This window comes from Pseudoxanthomonas sp. Soil82, from assembly GCF_040446535.1.
Lineage (GTDB): Bacteria > Pseudomonadota > Gammaproteobacteria > Xanthomonadales > Xanthomonadaceae > Pseudoxanthomonas > Pseudoxanthomonas kaohsiungensis.
Window position 1 is genome coordinate 333,736 of record NZ_JBEAAK010000003.1, and the last position, 22,124, is coordinate 355,859.

Consider the following 22,124-nt stretch of genomic DNA (forward strand, 5'->3'; position numbering starts at 1 on the left):
GGGAACGGGGATTCGTTACGGGTGCCTGGCGGCGCGGCCCGGCCGCGCCATCCGTGTGCCGCGGCCGCGCCCGCCGGCGGCCGCACGCCCGGATTTCCGGGCGTCCAGGCCGCGATCAGCCCTGCCCGGGCCGCATGTACGGGAACAGCAGCACGTCGCGGATCGAGGTGCTGCCGGTCAGCAGCATCACCAGCCGGTCGATGCCGATGCCCAGGCCGCCGGTCGGCGCCAGGCCGTACTCCAGCGCCCGGATGTAGTCGGCGTCGAAGTGCATGGCCTCGTCGTCGCCGCCCTCCTTGGCCTCGACCTGCGCCTGGAAGCGCGCGGCCTGGTCTTCCGGGTCGTTGAGCTCGGAGAAGCCGTTGGCGATCTCCTTGCCGTTGATGAACAGCTCGAAGCGGTCGGTGTAGCCGGGCTCGGTATCGCTGGCACGGGCCAGCGGCGAGACCTCGACCGGATGGTCGGTGATGAAGGTCGGCTGGACCAGGGTGTGCTCGACGGTGGCCTCGAAGATCTCCAGCAGCAGCTTGCCCCAGCCGTAGGACGGCTTGACCCTGATCTTCAGCCGCTCGCAATGGCGCAGCAGCGCATCGCGGTCGGTGCAGTCGGCGGCGCTGATCTCCGGGTTGTGGTGGCGCACCGCCTCGTCCATGCGCCAGCGGCGGAACCTCGGCCCCAGGTCGATCGCCTGCCCGTCCCATTCCACCTGGGTGGTGCCGAGTACGACCTGCGCGGTATCGCGGATCACGTTCTCGGTCAGGTCCATCACCTCGTGGTACGTGGCGTAGGCCTCGTACAGCTCGAGCATCGTGAACTCGGGGTTGTGCCGGGTCGACACGCCCTCGTTGCGGAAATTGCGGTTGATCTCGTAGACGCGCTCCAGGCCGCCGACGACCAGCCGCTTGAGGTACAGCTCCGGCGCCACGCGCAGGTACAGCTGCAGGTCCAGTGCGTTGTGGTGGGTGACGAACGGCTTGGCCGTGGCACCGCCGGGGATGTAATGCATCATCGGCGTTTCCACTTCCAGGAAACGGCGGGTGTCGAGCCACTCGCGGATCGCACGGATGATCTTGCTGCGCTTGACGAAGACCTCGCGCGCCTCGGGCGTGACGATCAGGTCGACATAGCGCTGGCGGTAGCGCTGCTCGACGTCGCTCAGGCCGTGCCACTTGTCCGGCAACGGCCGCAGCGATTTGACCAGCAGGCGCAGCGAGGCGGCCTTGACCGACAGTTCGCCGGTGCGGGTGCGGGTCAGCCCGCCCTCGACGGCGACGATGTCGCCCACGTCGAACGACTTGAACGCCTCGTAGGCCTCGCCCAGGACATTGCCCTGCAGGAACAGCTGGATCCTGCCGGACTCGTCCATGACCTGGGCGAAGCTGGCCTTGCCCATCACCCGCTTGGCCATCAGCCGGCCGGCCAGGGCGACCTTGCGCGGCAGCGCCTCGAGCGCTTCGGCCGTCCACTGCTCCGCATCGGCGAACTCGGCCTGGAGGTCGCCGGCATAGTCGGCGCGCTTGAAGTCGTTGGGGAACGCGATGCCCTGCCCGCGCAGCGCGGCGAGCTTGGCGCGGCGCTCGGCGACCAGGTGGTTCTCGTCGGCGGGCGTGGAGGGGGCGGCGGTGTCGTTGGGCTGGGTCATGGTGTCGGTCGGACGCGGGGGCCGCGTTTGGAGTCGGGGCTCGCCCGGCGTCCGCTTCGACGGCACCGGGCATCCTGTCGGGGGAGATGCGGACGCGGTGCCTGGCTCGCCCTTGCGGGCGGCCCGGTCAGGCCGCGTCGGACCGTTTCGCGCCGGCCTCCAGGCCGGCCTTCAGGCTGGCCTCGACGAACTCGTCCAGATCGCCGTCCAGCACCTTCTGGGTGTCGCTGCGCTCGATGCCGGTGCGCAGGTCCTTGATCCGGCTCTGGTCGAGCACGTAGTTGCGGATCTGGCTGCCCCAGCCGATATCGGACTTGGTCGCCTCGACCGCGTCGCGCTCGGCATTGCGCTTCTGGATCTCCAGCTCGTAGAGCTTGGCGGCCAGCATCTTCATCGCGTTGTCGCGGTTCTGGTGCTGGCTGCGGCCGGTCTGGCAGGCGACCACTATCCCGGTGGGCACGTGGGTGATGCGCACCGCCGACTCGGTCTTGTTGACGTGCTGGCCACCGGCACCGGAGGAGCGGTAGACGTCGGTCTTCAGGTCGGCCGGGTTGATCTCGATATCGATGTTGTCGTCGACTTCCGGTGAGACGAAGACCGAGGTGAAGCTGGTGTGGCGGCGGTTGTCCGAATCGAACGGCGACTTGCGCACCAGCCGGTGCACGCCGGTTTCCGTCTTCAGCCAGCCGTAGGCGAAGTCGCCTTCGACGCGCAACGTGGCCGACTTGATGCCGGCGACATCGCCGCCGCTGGCTTCCATCAGCTCGGTCTTCCAGCCGCGCGACTCGCACCAGCGCAGGTACATGCGCAGCAGCATTTCCGCCCAGTCCTGGGCCTCGGTGCCGCCGGCGCCGGCCTGGATGTCGACGAAGGCGTTGGCCGAATCCATCTTGCCGGAGAACATGCGCTGGAACTCCAGCGCCTCGATCTGCTTCTGGAAGCGGTCCACGTCGGCGACCACCGCCAGCGCGGTGTCCTCGTCCTGCTCGCCCTCGGCCAGTTCCAGCAGCTCGGTCGAGCCTTCCAGGCCCTCCAGCACCGAGGCGATGCCGACGACGGTCTTCTCCAGCAGGGAACGCTCGCGGCCCAGGCCCTGGGCGCGCTCGGGGTCGTCCCAGACGTTGGGCAGCTCGAGCTCCCGGTTTACTTCTTCCAGACGCTCCTTCTTGGCGTCGTAGTCAAAGATACCCCCGGAGCGAGACCACCCGGCCGGTGAGGTCGGCGATGCGCTGGCGGACGGGATTGAGCTCGATCATGGCAGTCGGCAGGCTTGAAAACGGCCGCCGATTCTAGCAGGGATGCATGCTCCATCGCGCCCTGGGGAGCCCGTCCCGCCACGCTGCCCTGCGGCTACGGGCCGCTGTGCCGGCACGGCCGCCGGGGCATGCCGGCATCCGCGGGCAGCAGGCGTCGCCGGCATCAGGGCCGGACGCTGCCGTTGTCTTCCTGCAGTTCCGGCTTGAACGGTACGTCCGGCGGCGGACGCGCGGTGGCCGGCTGTTCGTTGAGGTCCGGATCGGTGATGCCGCAACCGCCGCCGAGCTGCAGGATCGAGACCACGCAGTTGATCTTCTTGCCGGTGCCCGGGATCGGGATCGCGACCGACTTGATGCCCTTGCGCACCCAGTCGGCCAGCAGCGACTCGTTGGGCACCCAGTAGCGGTCGAAGCTGGTCGGCTCGTAGTCGTAGGGCGGCCGCTTGAGCCAGGTGCCCGACTGGTCGATGCGGTCGCGGGTCCAGGTGTCGTTGTCCCCTCCCGGGGCGCCGCGGTCGGCCATGCCCTCGCCCACGCCATCGCCCGGCCCCGGGCCTTGCCCGGGGCCGGCGCCATCGCCGGGCAACCGCACCCTGCCCTCGCTGTCGAACAGGCCCGGCGCACCTCCCGGCCGGACCTCGCCGCTGCGTGCCTGGCCCCAGTCGTCGCCGGCGCGCGGACTCTGCCAGCCGCTGTCCGCCGGGGCCGCGCTGCCGGGCGGAACACGGCCGGTGTCCGCACGCGCAGCCTGTGGGCCGGAGCCCGGCACGGACGCGGCGGCTGTACCGCTGGCGGGCATCGGCGCGGGTGCGGCGGCGGGCGCTGGTGCCGGTACGGGGGCCTGCGCCGCCGGGGTGGCGGCCGATGGCGAAGGCATCGCCACCTCGCGCTGGCGCACGGTCGCTTCCGCCGCCTCGGGCATGCGCGCCTCGACCTGCGGAGCGCGAACCGTCACCGGCCGCACCTCGGGTTGCGGCAGCGGTTCGCCGACCTCGCGCGTGCGCAGCTGCACCTCGCGCGGCAGGCGCAGCGGCACATCGACCGGCCGCGCCTGCGGCGCCTGCAGGACCGGCGCCTGCACCACCACGACCTCGCGCTCGCGCACCTGCGGCGTGTCGACCGGGCGCACGGTGATCTCGCTGGGCGTGGCCGGCGGCAGCACGTAGTCGATGGTCGGCTGATCCACCTCGGTGACCTGCACCGGTTGCTCGACGCTCGGCGGCGGCGCTTCCGGCTGCGGCACCTCGCGGACCATGACATCCGGCAGCTCCGGGACCGGCAGCGCCGGCGCGGCGACCGTCGTCTCCACCGGCGGCAGTGATGGCGCCTGCGGCGCGACGGCCTCCGTTGGCAACGACGGCGGCGCCGCAGCCGGCGTCGGCGCAGGTGGCGCCGCCGGGCCGGCCTCGGCCGCAGGCGACTCGCCGGCGGCGGTCTGCGGCGTACCCGGATCGCCGGCGCCGACGAAGCCGACCTCGATCCGCTCGCCACCGCCGCCCTCTTCCGGCGGCACCGGGGGCAGCAGCGACTGCAGGTAGGCGATCCAGGCCAGGAACACCACGAACAGCACGTGCATGACGCCGCTGCCGATGCGCGAGGCCCAGCGCGCCAGGCGTTCGTCCCGCGGCGGCGGCTGCCAGCCCTGGTGGAAGAGCGAGAAGAACGCCGGCCAGGTCGCCAGCTCTCGGCCCGGCGCGATCGGCGCCCCGGGGCGCTCCGCCAGCAGCGCGGCCACGTCCCGGGCCCGCGCGTGCGGCTTCGCCGGCATTGCCGGCAGCGCCCGCAACCACAACGCCCAGCCGTAGGGCATGCGGGTGCTTCGTTCAAGCGGAGGACGCGGCGGCGCTCGTTCGATCAGCGCCTGGACGATGTCGGACGCCTGCGCCACCGGCAGGTCAGGCGGCGTTGCCGCGCGGCATGTACGGTGCCTGGCCGCTGTCGTGGTCGGTCGCGTCGCGCACCGCGGTCACGCCGGGCACCCGCGCGATCAGTGTCTTCTCGATGCCCTGCTTGAGGGTCACGTCGGCCATGCCGCAACCATGGCAGCCACCGCCGAAGCGCAGCAGGACCACGCCGTCGGCCGAGACCTCCTGCACAGTGGCGCGACCGCCATGCGAGGCGAGCTGCGGGTTGATCTCGTTCTCCATCACCCAGCGCACGCGCTCCACCAGCGAGGCCGAGTCGGCCGGCACCTCGCCCTTGATCTTCGGCGCGCGGATGGTCAGTTGCGCGCCGGTGCCCTGGTAGACGTAATCGATGTCCGCGCCGTCGAGCCAGGCGACGCTGTCGCTGGCCACGTACAGGGTGAACCCGTCGCAGTCCACCGCCCACTCGTCGCCGGCCAGTTCGGCCGGTTCGGCGAACTCCAGCCGTGCATCGGCACGCGGGGTTCCCGGATGCACCGCGCTCAGGCGCACGCCCAGGCCGGGAATGGCCTCGCGCTCGACCAGCTTGCGGAAGTGCGCCTGCGCGCTGTCGGAGATATTGATCATGCGGGTATTCTAGCCCCGTCCCGGTGGCGGCCTGCAGTGCCCGGCCGCGCCGTTCAGCCATGCACGACGGAGGTTCCGATGACCGACCTCATTCCGCTGGCGCAGGCGCACTGCCTGCCCCGCAGCGGCCACGAACACCGGCTCGGCCAGGCGCGGGTGGCCGAACTGCTGCCGCAGGTGCCGGGCTGGGAGCTGGCCGAGGAAGGACGGGCGCTGGTCCGGACCTTCCGCTTCAAGGACTACCACCGGACCATGGCTTTCGTGAACGCGCTGGCCTGGATCGCCCACCGCGAGGACCACCACCCCGACCTGGGCGTGCACTACGACCGCTGCGTGGTGCGCTTCTCCACCCATGACGTCGGCGGCCTGAGCGAGAACGACTTCATCTGCGCGGCGCGTGCCGCGGCCCTGCTGGAGGACTGAGCCATGAAGCGACCCCTCTGCCTTCCCTTGCACGCGGCCGGCCTCGCGGGCGTGCTGGCACTGGCCGCCTGCGGGGGCAACGCGCCGCCGGCCGAACCGGTCCCGGCTCCCACCGCGGTGGCCGCGATCGACACGCCGCCTCCCCAGTACCCGGTCGAACTGGCGTGCGCCGGAATCGGAGGCCAGGCCCTGCTCGGCGTCGAAGTCGGCCCGGCGGGAACTCCTACCCGGATCGACCTGGTCCGCGGCAGCGGCAACGACGAACTCGACCGCCTGGCCAGGGAATCGGTGCAAGGCTGGAAGTTCCGTCCGGCCACCCGCGGCGGCCAGCCGGTCGCGCAGAGCATCCAGGTGCCGGTGAATTTCACCGTCCCGGCGGTACGCCCGGATGCATGCTTCGCCCTGGACGCCGGACGCGCGCCGGCGCCCTGACCGCACGCGCTCAGGGACGAGACCACGCATGTACGACCCGTCGACCTCGGCGGTCCTGGTCGCCCTGGGGGTGACCCTGGCCGCCGGCCTGGCCACCGGCCTGGGCAGCCTGCTGGTGATCTTCGCCCGCGGCCCCAACCCGCGCCTGCTCGCCTTCGGCCTGGCCTTCGCCGGCGGCGCGATGGTGTACGTCTCGCTGACCGAGATCTTCACCAAGTCGGTGGTGTCGTTCACCCAGGCCTACGACGCGCGGCTGGGCTTCACCTACGCCACCTTCGCCTTCCTGGCCGGCGTGCTGCTGATCATGGTCATCGACATGCTGGTGCCCAACCCGCATGACACGCTGACCACCGACGATCCCTCGCTGCGCCAGCACAACCGCGAGTACATCCGCCGGGTGGGGCTGATGACCGCGGTGGCGATCACCGCGCACAACTTCCCCGAGGGCCTGGCGACGTTCTTCGCCACCCTGGAGAACCCGGCGGTCGGGCTGCCGCTGGCCTTCGCCATCGCCATCCACAACATTCCCGAGGGAATCGCGATCGCGGTGCCGGTGTACTTCGCCACCGGCAACAAGGGCTACGCGTTCGTCGCCAGCCTGCTGTCGGGCCTGGCCGAGCCGGTGGGCGCGATCATCGGCTTCATGCTGCTGTCGCAGTTCCTCAACGAGGCGGTGTTCGGCGCGGTGTTCGGCGTCATCGCCGGGGTGATGGTGTTCCTGGCCATCGACGAACTGCTGCCAGCCGCCAAGCGTTACGCCCAGGGCCACGAGACCGTCTACGGGCTGGTCAGCGGCATGGGCGTGCTGGCCCTGAGCCTGGTGCTGTTCAAGTGGTGAGCGGCGCCGGCTGAAGCCACGAGCAGTTCGTTGGTGCAGCTCGTGCACATGACTGGATCACGCGCGCGTCCATCGGCTGCCGAGCTACGACGAGATGCGATGGCGATGCGACGGCGAAGAGCGGGGCGCTAACTTCGGAAGGAGTCCGCCGTCACCCAGGGGGATGGCCCACCCTTCGGGACGACGTCCTGTCTTTACTCAGGGCCGTGGCACATCCCTGTGCCACGTGGGTCCATCCCCCTGCGCGACGACGGCCTTTGCGGCAACGTTGGGTGCGCTTCTCCGCTTGCCGATGCCCCAGCAAGGACCGGGGGGCTGAATTCAGCAGTTGCCGATAGGTTGCTTGTCGGCCATGCGCTGTCGATTCTCCAGCGATGATGATCCATCCGACCCGTGCATCGCACCGTCTGCGTTCTTCTCCACGACCCTGCGGCTGATCGTCAAGAGCGGAATCACGATGACCGTTCCGGCGATCCCACCCGTCCACACCGCTCCATCCGACCGGCAAAGCCACGCACACATCGCACCAGTCGCGTCCTGCTGCAGCCCTCCGAAGGCACAAACCCCGAACCGCCCGAAGGCCGTCGTCGCATGGGGGTATGGCCCAAGTGGCACAGGGATGTGCCACGACCCGAGTAAAGACAGGATGTCGTCCCGAGGGATGGGCCATACCCCCATGCGGCGGCGGCCTCCCACCGAAGCCCGCGCACCCGGATGCTCTCGCTGTCTCGCTGTCTCGCTGTCTCGCTGTCTCGCTGTCTCGCTGTTCCGCTGTTCCGCTGTCCGGCGGTCCCGCCAGCATCGTGGCGGCTGCGCTGCTTCCGGTCGCGCCGTCACAGCCGCATCCAACGAGTGCGAATCGGAGTTGCGGCCCCGCCGGCCCGCTCAGGCCAGCCGGTCCAGGACCTCGCGCAGCTCCGGCGCCAGCGGCGCGCTGATCGTATAGGGCGCGCGCCCGTCGTCGAGGGCGAACTCCAGCGATGCCGCGTGCAGGAACAGCCGCCGCAGCCCGACCTTGTCGCGCAGGCGCCGGTTGGCCTCCGGGTCGCCGTACTTGTCGTCCCCGGCGACCGGGTGTCCGATGTGCTGCGCATGCACGCGGATCTGGTGGGTGCGCCCGGTATCGATGCGCACCTCGCAGTACGACTGCCCACCGCGGCGCTCCAGCACCTTGAAGTGGCTCAGCGAGGGCTTGCCGCCCGGGTCGACCTGGACGTGCCGCTCGCCGCCCTGGCGCAGTCCCACGTGCAGTGGCGCGTCCACGCTCAGGGTGCCATCGGGCATGCGGCCGGTGAGCAGGGTCAGGTAGCGCTTGCGGATGCCACCGCCGGCCCCGCCCTCGCGTCCGCTTTCGCGCATTAGCGCCTGCAACTCGGCCAGCGCCGAGCGCTTCTTGGCGACCACCAGCACCCCGGAGGTGTCGCGGTCCAGGCGGTGGGCCAGTTCCAGGGTCTGGCCCGGACGCAGCGCACGCAGGGTCTCGATGGCGCCGAAGGAAATGCCGCTGCCGCCGTGGCTGGCGACCCCCGACGGCTTGTCCAGGGCCAGCAGGCGCGCGTCCTCGAACACGATCGCCGCCTCGATCCGCTGCAGCAGCCCCGGCGCCGGCGTTCCCCGTTCGGCCTCGCCCTCCAGCCGCACCGGGGGTATCCGGACCTCGTCGCCGGCCTCGAGCTTGCGCTCGGCCTTGGCCCGGCCGCCGTTGACCCGGACCTGGCCGCTACGGACCAGCTTGTAGACCAGGCTGCGCGGCGCGCCCTTGAGCTGGCCCAGCAGGAAGTTGTCCAGACGCTGGCCGTCGCGGTCCTCGGGCACCTTGACGGTGCGGGCACCGGCCCGGGCGGGGGCGTCCGTGGGGGATGGGTTCATGGGGGATGAATTCTGTTAGACTCGGCCGGCGATGTAAGGGTTTGATTCCGCTGGAAGAAGCTGCAGGGCCGAAAGCCCGGGCTTCCCGCGATCCCGGCACAGTGCGCGGCCACCGCTCCCGGAGCGGCCATGTTAGCGGCTTGCAGGCAGACCCGGCCATGGCCCGGTGGGTCAGAGCACCGGTAGCTGAACATGTCCCGCGCGGCGATCCCGCCGCCGGCCCGCCGTACCCATCAAGTCATTAGAGCAAAGCGCTCCCGCGGCCCGCCGTGGTGTTGCAGCGCTGGAAACCAGGATCCGCCCGGACGCGCCTGCGCGACGGACGGCGAAACCCGCCCCACCGCCCCCGGCGACAGGCGGGATTCCAGAGTAGCGAACGCCCCGGCGTTCCGCGCGGTAGTAGCGCGCGAGGAACGCACCATGAAGCGAATGCTGATCAACGCCACGCAGGCCGAAGAACTGCGCGTGGCCATCGTCGACGGCCAGAACCTGTACGACATCGACATCGAACAGCCGTCGAAGGAACAGAAGAAGTCCAACATCTACAAGGGCCGCATCACCCGGCTCGAACCGTCCCTCGAGGCGGCCTTCGTCGAGTACGGCGCCGAGCGCCACGGCTTCCTGCCGCTGAAGGAAATCTCCCGCGACTACTTCCAGAGCGGCGTCGACCCGAACAAGGCCGGCATCCGCGAGCTGCTGCGCGAGGGCCAGGAAGTGGTCGTCCAGGTGGACAAGGACGAGCGCGGCAACAAGGGCGCGGCGCTGACCACGTTCATCTCGCTGGCCGGCCGCTACATGGTGCTGATGCCCAACTCGCCGACCGCCGGCGGCGTGTCGCGCCGGATCGAGGGCGACGACCGCGCCGAGCTGAAGAAGGCGATGGACGCCCTGCAGATCCCCGACGACATGGGCGTGATCATCCGCACCGCCGGCGTCGGCCGCGATGCCGAAGAGCTGCAGTGGGACCTGGACTACCTGCTGGCCGTGTGGCGGGCGATCGCCGAGGCGGCGCTGAGCAAGCCCGCCCCGTTCCTGATCTACCAGGAAAGCCGGCTGATCATCCGCGCCCTGCGCGACTACCTGCGCAACGACATCGGCGAGATCCTGGTCGACACCGAGGAGATGTACAACGACGCGCGCGAGTTCGTGCAGCAGGTGATGCCGCAGAACCTGCGCAAGCTCAAGCACTACAAGGACGACATCCCGCTGTTCAACCGCTTCCAGATCGAATCGCAGATCGAGAACGCGTACGAGCGGACCATCCGCCTGCCCTCCGGCGGCGCGCTGGTGATCGACCAGACCGAGGCGCTCACCGCGATCGACGTCAACTCCGCGCGCGCCACCAAGGGCGGCGACATCGAGGAGACCGCCTTCCACACCAACCTGGAGGCGGCCGAGGAAGTAGCCCGCCAGCTGCGCCTGCGCGACCTGGGCGGCCTGGTGGTGATCGACTTCATCGACATGTCCTCCTCCAAGCACCAGCGCGCGGTCGAGGACCGCCTGCAGGGCTCGCTCAAGTACGACCGCGCCCGGGTCCAGCTGGGCCGGATCTCGCGCTTCGGCCTGATGGAGATGAGCCGCCAGCGCCTGCGCGCCAGCCTGGGCGAGTCCAGCCAGATCGTCTGCCCGCGCTGCGAGGGCCACGGCCGCATGCGCAGCGTCGAGTCGCTGTCGCTGTCGATCATCCGCGTGGCCGAAGAGCACGCGATGAAGGAGAACACCGGGCAGGTACTGGTCCAGGCCCCGGTGGAGATCGCCAACTTCCTGCTCAACGAGAAGCGCGGCGCGCTGCGCGAGATCGAGACCCGCCACGACGCGCCGATCATCATCGTCGCCGACGAGCAGCTGCACACCCCGCATTACGAGGTCACCCGCCTGCGCGAGAACGAGCTGGGCGAGGAAAGCACCAAGCCCAGCTACCAGCGCGGCACCCCGCGCAAGCTGCCGGTGCACGCGCTGACCAAGGCCCAGCTCAACATCCCGCCGCCGCCGGCGGTGACCCGCGTGGCCCCGCCGCGCCCGGCCCCGGTGCGCGAGGAGCGCGAGGAAGCGCCGGCGCCGATGGCCGCGACCCCGGCACCGCGCGCACCGGCCCCCGCCCCGGCATCCGGTGGCGTGGTCGGCTTCTTCAAGCGCCTGTTCGGTGGCGATGCCGCTCCGGCCGCCCCGGCGCCGGAACGCCCGTCGCGCGATGACGGCCGCGGCAACCGCAATGACCGCAACGAGCGCCGCCGCGACGGCCGTGGCGAAGGCCGTGGCGACGGCCCGCAGGGCAACCGCAACCCGCAGCAGAAGCAGCGTGGCCAGCAGGGCAAGGGCGGCGGCAACGCCCAGCCGCAGAAGCAGGAACGCCAGCAGCAGCCCAAGTCCGCGCAGCCGGGCCAGGCTGGACAGCCCGCCGGCAATCGCCAGCAGCAACCGAAACAGGATCGCCAGCCCCAGCAGCAGAAGCCGCAGCGGCAAGCGGGCGATTCCAGCGAGCCGGCCAAGACGGCTTCGGCGCAGGTTCCGCCGCGCCAGCGTGGCGAAGACGCCGCCGCGCGCCCGGCTGCCACTCCGGCCGATGTGACCGCCGAGACCCTGCTGGTCGCCGCCGTGGCGACGCCGGTGGCCGCACCCGCAACGATCGACGCCACGCCGCCGGTCGCCAGCGACACCGTGGCAGCCGCGCCGGCGCCGGGCGACAACGATGCACCGCCGACCGCTGGCGATGACGCGGCGAATGCCGAGGGTGGCAGCCGCCGTCGCCGTGGCCGTCGGGGTGGACGTCGCCGTCGTCGCGGTGGCGAGGCCGCCGGCGCGCTGGCCGAGGGTGGCGCCGAGGGCACCAGCGAGCTGGACGACGCCGGCGATGACGACGCTGCAGGCGAGTTCGCCGAAGCCCCCGCCGCCGCAGCCGCCGGTGGCACCAACCCGGCGGGGCAGCCCGAATTCGACTTCGACGACATCGAGGCGGCCGCCCCGTCTCCGGTGACAGCCGGGTCCTCTCCGGCGGCCATGGCGCCGCCGGCCAACTCCGGGTCCGAACCGGCGGAAGCCCCCGCGGCCAGCGCAAGCGCGCCACCGAGGGCCGTCGACGCCGCGCCGGAATCCACCAGCGCCGGCGTCGGCCAGGCGACCTTCGCTGACGCGGCCAGTGCGATCGAGCCCGCCGAGGCAGCCGCCGACGCGGTTGCTGGCCTGCCGGTGGCCCCGGTGGAGCCAGCCACGCCCGCCGAAGCGGCCGCCGCCACGGCCGCCGAAGCACCGGCCGTGCCCGTGCCGACGGAAGAAATCCGCACGGCCACCGCGCCGGCGGCTGCCGTGGACCCGGTGCCGCCGTCGGCGTCGCCCGTCGAACCGCAGCCGGAGCCGGCTCCTCCGGCGCCGTTCACCACCGCCGGCCTGTTCGACCAGGTGTCTGCCGCGCCCGCGGATGTCGAGCGCCGATCCGGTGCGCCGGAAGCGGTCGCCAGCGAGGTGGCATCGGCCGACGAAGACGCGCCCGCCGCGGAAGCCGACGAGGACGAGGCCAAGCCGCGCGGCTGACACGCGCCACGCCTGGCGGATCCGCCCTCCCGCGTCGCGGGCGGGCGGAGGCTCTCTGCCCGGAACGCCCCGCGCTGCCGGACCGGTTACCGGCCGCAGGCCCTCACAGGCTGGTGGCGGGATCCATCAGCCCGTAGCGCGCGGCCAGCCGGGCGAGCGCGATGTTGTCCTCGACTCCGATCTTCTCGAACAGCCGCGACTTGTGCGTGTTGACCGTCTTCGGACTCAGGCTCAACCGCCGCGCGATCGCATCCTGGCGCATGCCCTGTACCAGCAGCATCGCCACCTCGAGTTCGCGCGGGGACAGCTGGTCGAACGGTGACTCGTCGCCGCCGACGCTGGCCAGCGCCATGTTGCGGGCGATGCTGCTGCCGAGGTAGCGCTTGCCGCGCACCGCGTTGCGGACTGCGTTGAGCAGTTCGCCCGCATCGCCGCCCTTGCCCACGTAACCGGACGCGCCCACGTCGAGCAGCCGCTTGGGCAGGGGGCCGTCCTCGAGCACCGACACGATCACCACCCGGCACCTGGCATGGGCGCGCACGATGCGTTCGGTGACTTCCAGGCCGCTGATGCCCGGCAAGTGCAGGTCGCAGAGGACCACGTCGGGCTTCAGGGAGCGGATCAGCGGCAACGCTTCCTCGCCGCTTTCCGCCTCGCCGACGATCTCGATATCGGACTGTGCCGAAAGGATCATGCGCAAACCGGTCCTGACCAGCGCATGGTCGTCCAACAGAAATACCCGGATGGTCATCCCGCTCCCTCGGTATGGCCCGGCCGCAGACTATCGCCAGACCTGTCGCCGGGCAAGCGGCGGCCGGGCATACTCCGGGTCCGTTTCCGGGGAAACCTCATGCGCCATTCCTTGCTTTCCCGACGGCCGCGCCGCCGGTCCGCGCTGCTGCTCGTCCTGGCCGCCGGCCTGCCATCCGCGGCGGCCGCCCACGCCCCCGAGCCCGTCGCAGCGGTCGGGTCGGCCGTGCCGACGACCGCTGCCGCCGCGACGGACGCGATCGCCACGCGCTGGCAGGCGCAGGTGGTCGGGATCAGCCTGGGCGAGGACACCGCCGCCCGCGCCTCGGCGATCGGCACGCGCCTGGACGCGCTGGGCCTGGACTGGCGCGAGGAGCCGTTCGAGGCCGATGGACTGTCGGGGCGCAACCTGGTCGTCGACCTCGGCGGCCCGGCCGGTGCGCCGCTGCTGCTGATCGGTGCGCATTACGACCGGGTTGACGTCGGCCACGGCGCCACCGACAACGCCTCCGGCGTGGCGACCGTGCTGGAACTCGCCCAGGCGTTGAAGGCGCGCCCGCTGGACAACCACCGCGTGAAGCTCGCGTTCTGGGACCTCGAGGAACGCGGCCTGTTGGGCGCGCACGCCTGGATCGCCGCGCCCGGGCAGGAGCAGCCTGCGTTGTACGTCAACTTCGACGTGTTCGGCTGGGGCGATACGTTGTGGATGATGACCCCGCAGGACGGCACGCCGCTGGTCGCGGCATTGCACGCGGCCAGCCGCGACGAGGGCATCGGATTCCAGCCGGGCGACAGGTATCCGCCCACCGACCACCTCGCCTTCCTCAAGGCCGGATGGCCGGCGGTGTCGTTCTCGCTGGTCGGCGGCGACGAGATCGCCGCGATCCTCCAGGCCTTCGACGGCCAAGCGCCCGACCCCGCGCCGCGGGTGATGCAGGTCATCCACTCGCCGAGCGACGATGCCTCGCAACTGGATCCGGCCGCCGTGCCCGAGGCGCTGCGGGTGGTGGAGGCGGGCTTGCGCGCACTGGACGTGGCCGCCGTGGCCGAAGTCCCGCGTGCGGAATCCCCGGCATCCGCAGCCGGCGCGTCGGGCGGCCCCTAGCCTGCCCAGGGCGACGCCGCCACCTGGCGGTAAAAGTGCCGCGGATGCGGCGGTGGCGGCGTCGACGCCCGGATGGTCGCGGCAACGATGGCGGAGAGAGTGGGATCCACTCGGCACCTTTGGTGCCTCGCCCTGCGGGCGGCTGCGCCGTGCAACCGCTGCGCGGTTGTCGAACCGGGTCCTCATCTACGTCCACCCTGTCCGCCAGATACGCGAAAGCCCCCTTGCGGGGGCCCTCGCGTATCTGGCGGAGAGAGTGGGATTCGAACCCACGGTAGTGTCGCCACTACGCCGGTTTTCAAGACCGGTGCCTTAAACCGCTCGGCCATCTCTCCGTATTGCGCGTGCCGCGATCGCCGTGCCCGAGCCTGGCGGCACGGCACGGCGGCGCGATTGTCGCATGCGCGGCGGGGGCGATCAGCCGGCTTCGACGGCTTCGGCCACCGGCGGCTTCGCACCGGCCTTGCCGCCGCAGTTGCCGCAATCCAGGCGCGAGGATTCGATCTGTTGCGGCAGGTGCTCGGCCAGGAAATCGATGAACACGCGCACCGCCGGCAGCAGCCCGCGGCGCGAGGCGAACACGGCGTGGCAGATGCCCTGCGGCAGCGACCATTCCGGCAGCACCACTTCCAGCTCGCCGCGGCGCACCGCTTCGGCGCACACGGTCTCCGGCAGCATGGTGATGCCGAAGCCGTCCTTGACCATGGACTGCAGCAGCGGGAAATCGAAGCCGGCCACGCGCGGCTGCAGGTCCACGCGGCGTACTTCGCCACCGGGGCCGTGCAGTTCCCAGCGCTGGTGGGCTTCGTCCTCGTGGATGCTCAAGGTCAGGTGCGAGGCCAGGTCGGCGGGGTCCTTCGGCCGGCCTGCGCGGTCCAGGTACTTCGGGCTGGCCACCAGCAGTTCCTGGATCTGGCCGAAGCTGCGCATCACCAGGCTGCCGTCATCGTCCAGGCGCGCGCGCACGCGCAGGGCGACGTCGAAGCCTTCGTTGATCAGGTCCACGCGACGGTTGCCGATGTGCAACTGCAACCGCACCTTCGGGTACTGGTCGAGGAACTTCGGCAGCAGCTTGGGCAGCTGCTGCTGGGCCAGCGCGACCGGCACGCTGACCCGGACCACCCCGCGCGGTTCGGCGCTCAGGCGGTCGACCACCTCGCGTGCGGCCTGGGCCTCGGTGAGCATGGTCTGGGCATGGCGGTAGACGCTCATGCCGACGTCGGTGACCGCGAAACGGCGCGTGGAGCGCTGCAGCAGGCGCACGCCCAGATCGGTCTCCAGCTGGCTGATGCGCCGGCTCAGGCGCGACTTGGGGATGCCCAGCGCGCGTTCGGCCGCGGCGAAGCCACCGTGTTCGACCACCATGGCGAAGTAGTAGAGGTCGTTGAGATCCTGCATGGCCGTACTTCCATAAATGGAACAGACGGTGGCATGTAACCACCTTTATTCCAATAATGCAACAACAGATAGTGTTCCGGTCGCGGCATCGCCGCCCTTGAAACAAGGAACACCGCCATGAACCTGCTGCATATCGATTCCAGCGCCCTGGGCCAGAACTCGGTCACCCGGGAGCTCAGCGCCGCCATCGTCTCACAGTGGACGTCCACGCTCGACGGCGTGCAGGTCGAGTACCGCGACCTGGACCGCGAGCCCCTGCCCCACCTCACCGGCGGCAGCCTGGCCAAGGCCGATCCGGCCGAGGCGGCCGATGCCGAGCGGACCCTGCAGCAGTTCCTCGACGCGGACGTCGTGGTGATCGGCGCGCCGATGTACAACTTCGCCATTCCCTCGACGCTGAAGGCCTGGATCGACCGCGTCGCGGTGGCCGGCCGCACCTTCCGCTACACCGAGGCCGGGCCGGAAGGACTGGCCGGCGGCAAGAAGGTGGTCGTCGCCAGCGGGCGCGGAGGCCTGCACAGCGGCGCGCCCAGCGACTTCCAGGAGCCCTACCTGCGCCAGGTGTTCGCCTTCCTCGGCATCGAGGATGTCGAGTTCGTCCGTGCCGAAGGCGTGGCCTATTCGCCGCAGCACCGCAGCGATGCGATCGCCGCGGCCAAGGCCGCGATCCCGGCGCTGGTGGCGCCGCTGCGCAAGGCGGCCTGAGGCCCGAGGGCAATCGCCGCCGAAAGCGGCAGCCGCGCGGCCGGCGTGCAGCGCGGCTGCCCCGCCGGCCTCGACGGGCGACGCCGGCCCCGGCGGTCCGGCCCCGCGCGGCGCCTGGCGCAATGCAGCGCTCAGGCGATGCGTTCGGCGCCGGCCATGTACGGACGCAGGACGTCCGGCACGGTGATCGAACCGTCGGCGTTCTGGTAGTTCTCCATCACCGCGATCAGCGCTCGGCCGACCGCCACGCCCGAACCGTTGAGGGTGTGCACGAGCTCGGGCTTGCCGGTGGCCGGGTTGCGCCAGCGGGCCTGCATCCGCCGCGCCTGGAAATCGCCGCAGGTCGAGCAGGACGAGATCTCGCGGTAGGTTTCCTGCGAGGGCAGCCATACCTCAAGGTCGTAGGTCCTGCGCGCGGAGAAGCCCATGTCCCCGGTGCACAGCAGCACCTTGCGGTACGGCAGGCCCAGCTTCTCCAGCACGGTCTCGGCGGCGCGGGTCATGCGCCCGTGCTCGGCGTCGCTCTCTTCCGGCCTGACGATCGACACCAGCTCGACCTTTTCGAACTGGTGCTGGCGGATCATACCGCGGGTGTCGCGGCCGCCGCTGCCGGCCTCGGAGCGGAAGCACAGCGAGTGCGCGCTCATCCGCAGCGGCAGCCGGTCGGCTTCGACGATCTCGTCGCGGACGATGTTGGTCAGCGGCACTTCCGAAGTGGGGATCAGGTAGCGGCGGTGCTCGCCCAGCTCGGTGGAGAACAGGTCCTCCTCGAACTTGGGCAACTGGCCGGTGCCCTGCAGCGAGTCGGCATTGACGATCAGCGGGACGCTGGTCTCTTCGTAGCCGTGCTCGCCGGTATGCAGGTCCAGCATGAACTGGGCCAGCGCCCGGTGCAGGCGCGCGAGCTGTCCGCGCAGCACGGTGAAGCGCGCACCGGAGAGCTTGGCGGCGGTGTCCGCATCCAGCCAGCCGTGGCGCGCGCCGAGCTCGACATGGTCCCTGACCGGGAAATCGAAGCTGCGCGGCGTGCCCCAGCGATGCTGCTCGACGTTGCCGGCCTCGTCATCGCCGCGGGGGACGTCGTCGGCGGGAATATTGGGAATGCCCAGCGCGATGGCGTCGATCCGGCCGCGGATCTCCTCCAGCCGCGCCTCGGAGGCCTTCAGCTCGTCGCCGAAACCGGCGACCTCGGCCAGCAACGGCGCCACGTCCTCGCCCCTGGCCTTGGCCTGGCCGATCGCCTTGGAACGGGTGTTGCGCAGGTTCTGCAGCTCCTGGGTGCGCACCTGGATCGCCTTGCGCTCGGCCTCCAGCGATTCGATCGCGGCCACGTCGAGGGTGTAGCCTCGGGCCGCGAGGCGTTCGGCCAGTGCGGCAGTCTGGTTGCGGAGCAGCGCGGGATCGAGCATGGCGGGGACGGCTTTGCGGACGTGGTCGCGCATTATCGCCAATCGCGGCGGCGCGCGCCCGCCGATGGTTCACCGGCGTCGTGGCAGAATCCGCTGGACCCGTGATCCGGACCGCCATGGCCACTACCCCACGTTCCGCACCGGCCGGCTTGGCCGCGTACCTGCCGCGAGGCCGCTGGCTGCTGGTCGCAGGCGCCTTCCTGCTCGGCTGGCTGCTGTTTGCCGTGGTCTGGCTGGCCGCGCGCCGCGACCAGGCGGTCGCCACCGGACCGGAGTTGCCGGCCGCCGTGCCCGAGGAGTTCGAACCACTGCCGCGCCCCACCCCGGCCGGTGACGCGGCCACGCCATTGCCGCCCGATGCCGGCGAGGCGCCACGGCTGGTGGAGGACGCGCCTGCGCCGGCACCGGCGCCGCTGCCGGCCGAGACCAGCCCCTTGCCGCCCACCATCGACGAGGCCGCGCCGGTCGCCGGCGAAGCCGCGCAGGCACCCGTTCCCCTTCCGGAGCAGTCGCCCTCGCCGCGTTACCCGAGCGAGGCGCTGCGGCGCAACGAGACCGGCACGGTGGTGCTGCAGGTGCAGGTCGACGCGCAGGGCCAACCGGTATCGGTGGACGTGGCCCAGCGCAGCGGCTCGCGCGACCTCGATCGAGCCGCGGTGGAAGCGGTGTCGCGCTGGCGCTTCTCGCCGGCGCGCGACGCCTCCGGCAATCCGGTCGCCGGCACGCTTTCGGTCCCGATCGACTTCAAGCTCGAGTGAGCATCCCGCTCACGACGCGTGCAACTGCCTGAACGGAGCAGTCCGGTAGGGAAACATTCAGCGCAAATCGACCCCGCGCTGACATCGCCATGTTGAAACTCGGCCACGGTTCCACCCAACCACCGAGGAGACGCCCATGGCGACCTACACGAACCACTCGCAGCACACGCACGTCGATCCGAACCGAGTCGACGACCAGGTCCAGACACGCGACGGACGCACCTCCCCGGTGCTGATGGGTGCACTGGCGGTCGCGCTGGTGGCGCTCGGCGTGTGGTGGTATGCGCAGCGCGACGACGTGACCGTCGATCCGCAGCCGGCCGTCACCATGGTCGAACCGCAGCTCACCACGCCGGCGGCTACCGAAACCCGCCCGGCTGGCGCGTCCGGCACGCGCGACAACTCCGGTGCCGATCGTGCCCGCGCCGCGATCGCCAACCGCGCCCCGCAACCGCTGGCGGGCAACCCGGTACCGGCGTATCCGCGCAGCGCCCTGCGCGCCGGCCAGGAAGGCGCGGTGATGCTGCGCATCGATGTCGACGCACGCGGCGTGCCGACCGACGTCCAGGTGGTGGAGCGCAGCGGGGATCGTGACCGCGCGTTCGACCGCGCCGCGATCGAGGCGGCGCGCCAGTGGCGTTTCCAGCCGGCCACCCGTAACGGGGAACCGGTGGCGGCGACCGTGCAGCTGCCGGTCGAGTTCCGTCGCGGCTGATCGGACTTAGCTAGCTGGCCAGGCCGAATCCGCAGCCACGGGCCAGCGAGTCGAAGCCCGGGAACGACGTGGCCACGTTGGCCACGTCTTCCACCCGCACCTCGCCGGTCGAGCGCTGTGCGGCCACCGCGAAAGCCATGGCGATCCGATGGTCGCCATGGCTTTCGATCGTTCCGGCACCCAATGCGCCCGGGTGGATGGTCGCCCCGTCGGGCGTTTCGTCGACGCGCAGTCCCAGCGTGCGCAGGCCGGTCGCCATTGCCGCCAGGCGGTCGGATTCCTTGACCCGCAGTTCGGCCGCGCCACGGACCACCGTCGGCCCTTCGGCGCATGCGGCGGCGGCGAACAGCGCCGGGAACTCGTCGATCATGTCCGGGACCAGCGCCTCGGGCACCTCGATGCCATGCAGCGGCGCATGGCGCACGACCAGGTCGGCGACAGGTTCGCCGCCGTGGATGGCGGGATTCTCTTCGACGATGTCGGCGCCCATCAGCCGCAGCGCGTGCAGCAACCCGGTGCGGCGCGGATTCAGGCCGACCGCGCGCAGGCGCAGCTCCGAGCCGGGCACGATGCTCGCGGCGACCAGGAAGAATGCCGAGGACGAGAAGTCCGCCGGCACCGCGATGTCGGTCGCACGCAGGCGCTGGCCGCCGCGCAGCCTGGCATGGCCGGGCGAGAACTCGATGTCCACGCCGAAAGCAGAAAGCATGCGCTCGGTGTAGTCGCGCGTGGGATGCGGTTCGGCCACCGACGTCTCCCCATGCGCGTAGAGGCCGGCCAGCAGGATCGCCGACTTCACCTGGGCGGAGGCCACCGGCAGCGTGTAGTCGATGCCGGCCAGCCGCTGGCCACCATGGATGCGCAGCGGCGGCGTGCCATCCTCCTGCGTATCGATCTTCGCGCCCATTTGCGCCAGCGGGCCGGTGACGCGCCGCATCGGCCGCTTCGACAGCGACTCGTCCCCGACCAGCACGCTGTCGAACGGCTGCGCGGCGAGCAGGCCGGCCAGCAGGCGCATGCCGGTGCCGGCATTGCCGCAGTCCAGCGGGCCATCGGCGGCCTCCAGGCCGTCCACGCCCACGCCATGCACGATCCGGCGCGACGGCGACGGCGTCTCGATGCGCACGCCCAGCCGCGCGAAGATCGCCGCGGTCGCGCGGGTGTCTTCGCCTTCGAGGAAGCCGTCGATCGTCGAGACGCCATCGGCCAGCGCGGCCAGCATCACCGACCGGTGCGAGACCGACTTGTCCCCCGGAATCTCCAGCGTGCCGCGCAGCGGCTGCCCGGCGGTTGCGATCCAATGCTGCGACTGCGACATCTCTGCTCCGTAACTTCTTGTCTGTTGAGTCGTTCCGGGTGACTACCAATCACCGGAACATGGCAGCGTGGTCGGGACCTGAATCTGCACAACCCATCCGGAAACCACGCGACCCGCTGTTGCTTGAACTGTCCGCCACGCATCCGGGACGCACGGCCCTGTTCCTCGCCGGACCGTCGGCGCCATGGATGGCGCCGTCGAGCCTCCAGGGATGGATTCACGGCGTGTCCGGCGAGGAACGGGGCCGTGCGTCCGCCGGGGCGCGTTCCATGCGATGGAACCTAAGGAACCGCCACCGGATACGAACCAAGCACCTTGACCTGCGCCACATGCCTTTCGAGCTCGGACAGCGCCTGCTTCATCGCCTCGTCGTCGACATGGCCGGCCAGGTCGATGAAGAACGCGTACTCCCACTTGGCCTGGTGCGAGGGCCGCGACTCGATCCGGTTCATGCTGATGCCGTGCCGCGCGAACGGGCTGAGTACGTCGAACAACGCGCCGGGCTTGTCGTGGATGAACACCAGGATCGAGGTACGGTCATGGCCCGACGGCGGGAAGATCCTGCGCCCGATCACCAGGAAGCGTGTGGTGTTGTCCTTGTCGTCCTGGATCGGACGCATGATGACCTTCTTCAGGCCGTACACGTGCGCCGCGCTCTCACCGGCGATGGCCGCGGAGTCGTCGGCGCCGCGCGCGCGCCGCGCGCCCTCGGCATTGCTCGACACCGGCACCTTCTCGGCCCTGGGCAGGTTGGTCCGCAGCCAGCCGGCGGTCTGCGCGAACGCCTGCGGATGCGCGTAGATGCGCTCGATGTCCTCCAGCCGCCCGCTGCGCGACAGCAGGTACTGGTGGACCATCAGCTCGACTTCGCCGCAGATCTTCAGCGCCGAGGTCAGGAACATGTCGAGGGTGACCTGGATCGTGCCCTGGCCCGAGTTCTCCACCGGCACCACGCCGAAATCGGCGTTGCCCGCCTCCACTTCCTGGAACACCTCCTCGATGCTGCCCAGCGGCAGGCCGTGCGCCGAGCGGCCGAAGTGCTTGAGCACGGCCTGCTGGCTGAAGGTGCCCTCAGGCCCCAGGTACCCGATCTTCAGCGGCTCCTGCTGGGCCAGGCACGCGGACATGATCTCGCGGAACACGTGCACCAGCACTTCGTCCGACAGCGGGCCTTCGTTGCGGTCCACGACCATGCGCAGGACCTGCGCCTCGCGCTCGGGCCGGTAGTAGTCCACCGCCGCGGCGAGCTTGCCCTTGGCCTTGCCGACCTGCAGGGCGAACGCAGCGCGCTGGGCGATCAGTTCCTGGATCTGGCGGTCGATGCCGTCGATCCGCGCGCGGACATCGGCCAGCGCCGGTGCCGCCGCGACGACCTGGGCCTGGCTGGAAGCGGCCGGTGTACGGGTCGCCTTCTTCGCGCCGCTGCGGGCGGCCTTCTTCGCAGGCGGCCTGGTGGGCTTGTTCGGTGCTGCCATCGCTCGCTTCC

General features: G+C 70.9%; 18 protein-coding genes and 1 tRNA gene. 8 read left to right on the forward strand and 11 right to left on the reverse strand.

Features of this window, described 5'->3' with window-relative positions; genetic code table 11:
- Positions 1 to 115: 115 nt before the first annotated feature.
- The 4 genes from lysS to ABKA19_RS10510 form a co-directional block, all read right to left on the reverse strand.
- A complete protein-coding gene (lysS, locus tag ABKA19_RS10495; RefSeq protein WP_353688850.1) occupies positions 116 to 1,642 on the reverse strand; it encodes a lysine--tRNA ligase in 1,527 nt (508 codons plus the stop codon).
- Positions 1,643 to 1,769: 127 nt separating this feature from the next.
- Positions 1,770 to 2,898 (reverse strand): peptide chain release factor 2 gene (prfB, locus tag ABKA19_RS10500; protein ID WP_202935635.1). Its coding sequence is split into 2 segments (ribosomal slippage): positions 1,770 to 2,822 and positions 2,824 to 2,898, totalling 1,128 coding nucleotides; the frame shifts between segments, so codons are not numbered across the junction.
- Between the two features lie 163 nt (positions 2,899 to 3,061).
- Complete coding sequence (locus tag ABKA19_RS10505; RefSeq protein ID WP_353688851.1) at positions 3,062 to 4,708, reverse strand: hypothetical protein; 1,647 nt, start codon at positions 4,706 to 4,708, stop codon at positions 3,062 to 3,064.
- Positions 4,709 to 4,793: 85 nt separating this feature from the next.
- Positions 4,794 to 5,390: an NfuA family Fe-S biogenesis protein gene (locus tag ABKA19_RS10510; RefSeq protein WP_353688852.1), complete on the reverse strand. Its 597-nt coding sequence runs from the start codon at positions 5,388 to 5,390 to the stop codon at positions 4,794 to 4,796.
- A gap of 78 nt (positions 5,391 to 5,468) precedes the next feature.
- On the opposite strand from ABKA19_RS10510, the gene ABKA19_RS10515 reads away from it, so the two are divergent.
- The 3 genes from ABKA19_RS10515 to zupT are packed head-to-tail and all read left to right on the forward strand — an operon-like array spanning position 5,469 to position 7,083.
- Positions 5,469 to 5,813 carry a 4a-hydroxytetrahydrobiopterin dehydratase gene (locus ABKA19_RS10515; RefSeq protein ID WP_162377411.1) on the forward strand — a complete coding sequence of 115 codons (345 nt, stop codon included), beginning with the start codon at positions 5,469 to 5,471 and terminating at the stop codon, positions 5,811 to 5,813.
- 3 nt (positions 5,814 to 5,816) lie between these two features.
- The gene (locus ABKA19_RS10520; RefSeq protein ID WP_353688853.1) at positions 5,817 to 6,245 is read left to right on the forward strand and encodes an energy transducer TonB; all 429 of its coding nucleotides are present in this window, start codon (positions 5,817 to 5,819) and stop codon (positions 6,243 to 6,245) included.
- A 28-nt stretch (positions 6,246 to 6,273) separates the two neighbouring features.
- Entirely contained in the window at positions 6,274 to 7,083 is an 810-nt protein-coding gene (zupT, locus tag ABKA19_RS10525) for a zinc transporter ZupT (RefSeq protein ID WP_353688854.1), read from the forward strand.
- 885 nt (positions 7,084 to 7,968) lie between these two features.
- Here zupT and ABKA19_RS10530 read toward each other — a convergent pair.
- A complete protein-coding gene (locus ABKA19_RS10530; protein ID WP_353688855.1) occupies positions 7,969 to 8,952 on the reverse strand; it encodes an RluA family pseudouridine synthase in 984 nt (327 codons plus the stop codon).
- 420 nt (positions 8,953 to 9,372) lie between these two features.
- Here ABKA19_RS10530 and ABKA19_RS10535 point away from each other — a divergent pair, with 420 nt between their 5' ends.
- A complete protein-coding gene (locus ABKA19_RS10535; protein ID WP_353688856.1) occupies positions 9,373 to 12,480 on the forward strand; it encodes an Rne/Rng family ribonuclease in 3,108 nt (1,035 codons plus the stop codon).
- A gap of 103 nt (positions 12,481 to 12,583) precedes the next feature.
- On the opposite strand, the gene ABKA19_RS10540 is transcribed toward ABKA19_RS10535, so the two are convergent.
- A complete protein-coding gene (locus ABKA19_RS10540; protein WP_162377416.1) occupies positions 12,584 to 13,231 on the reverse strand; it encodes a response regulator in 648 nt (215 codons plus the stop codon).
- 225 nt (positions 13,232 to 13,456) lie between these two features.
- Between ABKA19_RS10540 and ABKA19_RS10545 the strand changes: the two genes are divergently transcribed.
- A complete protein-coding gene (locus tag ABKA19_RS10545) occupies positions 13,457 to 14,335 on the forward strand; it encodes a M28 family metallopeptidase (protein ID WP_353688857.1) in 879 nt (292 codons plus the stop codon).
- A 245-nt stretch (positions 14,336 to 14,580) separates the two neighbouring features.
- Here the strand turns inward: ABKA19_RS10545 and ABKA19_RS10550 are convergent.
- Positions 14,581 to 14,670 (reverse strand) — tRNA-Ser (locus ABKA19_RS10550).
- A gap of 82 nt (positions 14,671 to 14,752) precedes the next feature.
- A complete protein-coding gene (locus ABKA19_RS10555; protein ID WP_162377418.1) occupies positions 14,753 to 15,733 on the reverse strand; it encodes a LysR family transcriptional regulator in 981 nt (326 codons plus the stop codon).
- 117 nt (positions 15,734 to 15,850) lie between these two features.
- Here ABKA19_RS10555 and ABKA19_RS10560 point away from each other — a divergent pair, with 117 nt between their 5' ends.
- A complete protein-coding gene (locus ABKA19_RS10560) occupies positions 15,851 to 16,438 on the forward strand; it encodes an FMN-dependent NADH-azoreductase (protein ID WP_353688858.1) in 588 nt (195 codons plus the stop codon).
- 131 nt (positions 16,439 to 16,569) lie between these two features.
- On the opposite strand, the gene serS is transcribed toward ABKA19_RS10560, so the two are convergent.
- A complete protein-coding gene (gene serS / locus ABKA19_RS10565; RefSeq protein WP_353689005.1) occupies positions 16,570 to 17,847 on the reverse strand; it encodes a serine--tRNA ligase in 1,278 nt (425 codons plus the stop codon).
- 116 nt (positions 17,848 to 17,963) lie between these two features.
- Here serS and ABKA19_RS10570 point away from each other — a divergent pair, with 116 nt between their 5' ends.
- The gene (locus tag ABKA19_RS10570; RefSeq protein ID WP_353688859.1) at positions 17,964 to 18,605 is read left to right on the forward strand and encodes an energy transducer TonB; all 642 of its coding nucleotides are present in this window, start codon (positions 17,964 to 17,966) and stop codon (positions 18,603 to 18,605) included.
- A gap of 136 nt (positions 18,606 to 18,741) precedes the next feature.
- Entirely contained in the window at positions 18,742 to 19,320 is a 579-nt protein-coding gene (locus ABKA19_RS10575) for an energy transducer TonB (protein ID WP_353688860.1), read from the forward strand.
- A 10-nt stretch (positions 19,321 to 19,330) separates the two neighbouring features.
- On the opposite strand, the gene aroA is transcribed toward ABKA19_RS10575, so the two are convergent.
- Together aroA and pheA are read right to left on the reverse strand one after the other, a co-directional pair.
- Positions 19,331 to 20,638, reverse strand: a complete 1,308-nt coding sequence (aroA, locus tag ABKA19_RS10580) for a 3-phosphoshikimate 1-carboxyvinyltransferase (protein ID WP_353688861.1) — start codon at positions 20,636 to 20,638, stop codon at positions 19,331 to 19,333.
- A gap of 281 nt (positions 20,639 to 20,919) precedes the next feature.
- Positions 20,920 to 22,113: a prephenate dehydratase gene (gene pheA / locus ABKA19_RS10585; protein WP_353688862.1), complete on the reverse strand. Its 1,194-nt coding sequence runs from the start codon at positions 22,111 to 22,113 to the stop codon at positions 20,920 to 20,922.
- Positions 22,114 to 22,124 lie beyond the last annotated feature (11 nt).

Coding starts and splice junctions, on each gene's coding strand:
- lysS (WP_353688850.1), bottom strand. CDS start 1,642: ATGACCCAGCCCAACGACACCGCCGCCCCCTCCACGCCCGCCGACGAG.
- ABKA19_RS10505 (WP_353688851.1), bottom strand. CDS start 4,708: ATGCCCTACGGCTGGGCGTTGTGGTTGCGGGCGCTGCCGGCAATGCCG.
- ABKA19_RS10510 (WP_353688852.1), bottom strand. CDS start 5,390: ATGATCAATATCTCCGACAGCGCGCAGGCGCACTTCCGCAAGCTGGTC.
- ABKA19_RS10515 (WP_162377411.1), top strand. CDS start 5,469: ATGACCGACCTCATTCCGCTGGCGCAGGCGCACTGCCTGCCCCGCAGC.
- ABKA19_RS10520 (WP_353688853.1), top strand. CDS start 5,817: ATGAAGCGACCCCTCTGCCTTCCCTTGCACGCGGCCGGCCTCGCGGGC.
- zupT (WP_353688854.1), top strand. CDS start 6,274: ATGTACGACCCGTCGACCTCGGCGGTCCTGGTCGCCCTGGGGGTGACC.
- ABKA19_RS10530 (WP_353688855.1), bottom strand. CDS start 8,952: ATGAACCCATCCCCCACGGACGCCCCCGCCCGGGCCGGTGCCCGCACC.
- ABKA19_RS10535 (WP_353688856.1), top strand. CDS start 9,373: ATGAAGCGAATGCTGATCAACGCCACGCAGGCCGAAGAACTGCGCGTG.
- ABKA19_RS10540 (WP_162377416.1), bottom strand. CDS start 13,231: ATGACCATCCGGGTATTTCTGTTGGACGACCATGCGCTGGTCAGGACC.
- ABKA19_RS10555 (WP_162377418.1), bottom strand. CDS start 15,733: ATGCAGGATCTCAACGACCTCTACTACTTCGCCATGGTGGTCGAACAC.
- ABKA19_RS10560 (WP_353688858.1), top strand. CDS start 15,851: ATGAACCTGCTGCATATCGATTCCAGCGCCCTGGGCCAGAACTCGGTC.
- serS (WP_353689005.1), bottom strand. CDS start 17,847: ATGCTCGATCCCGCGCTGCTCCGCAACCAGACTGCCGCACTGGCCGAA.
- ABKA19_RS10570 (WP_353688859.1), top strand. CDS start 17,964: ATGGCCACTACCCCACGTTCCGCACCGGCCGGCTTGGCCGCGTACCTG.
- ABKA19_RS10575 (WP_353688860.1), top strand. CDS start 18,742: ATGGCGACCTACACGAACCACTCGCAGCACACGCACGTCGATCCGAAC.
- aroA (WP_353688861.1), bottom strand. CDS start 20,638: ATGTCGCAGTCGCAGCATTGGATCGCAACCGCCGGGCAGCCGCTGCGC.
- pheA (WP_353688862.1), bottom strand. CDS start 22,113: ATGGCAGCACCGAACAAGCCCACCAGGCCGCCTGCGAAGAAGGCCGCC.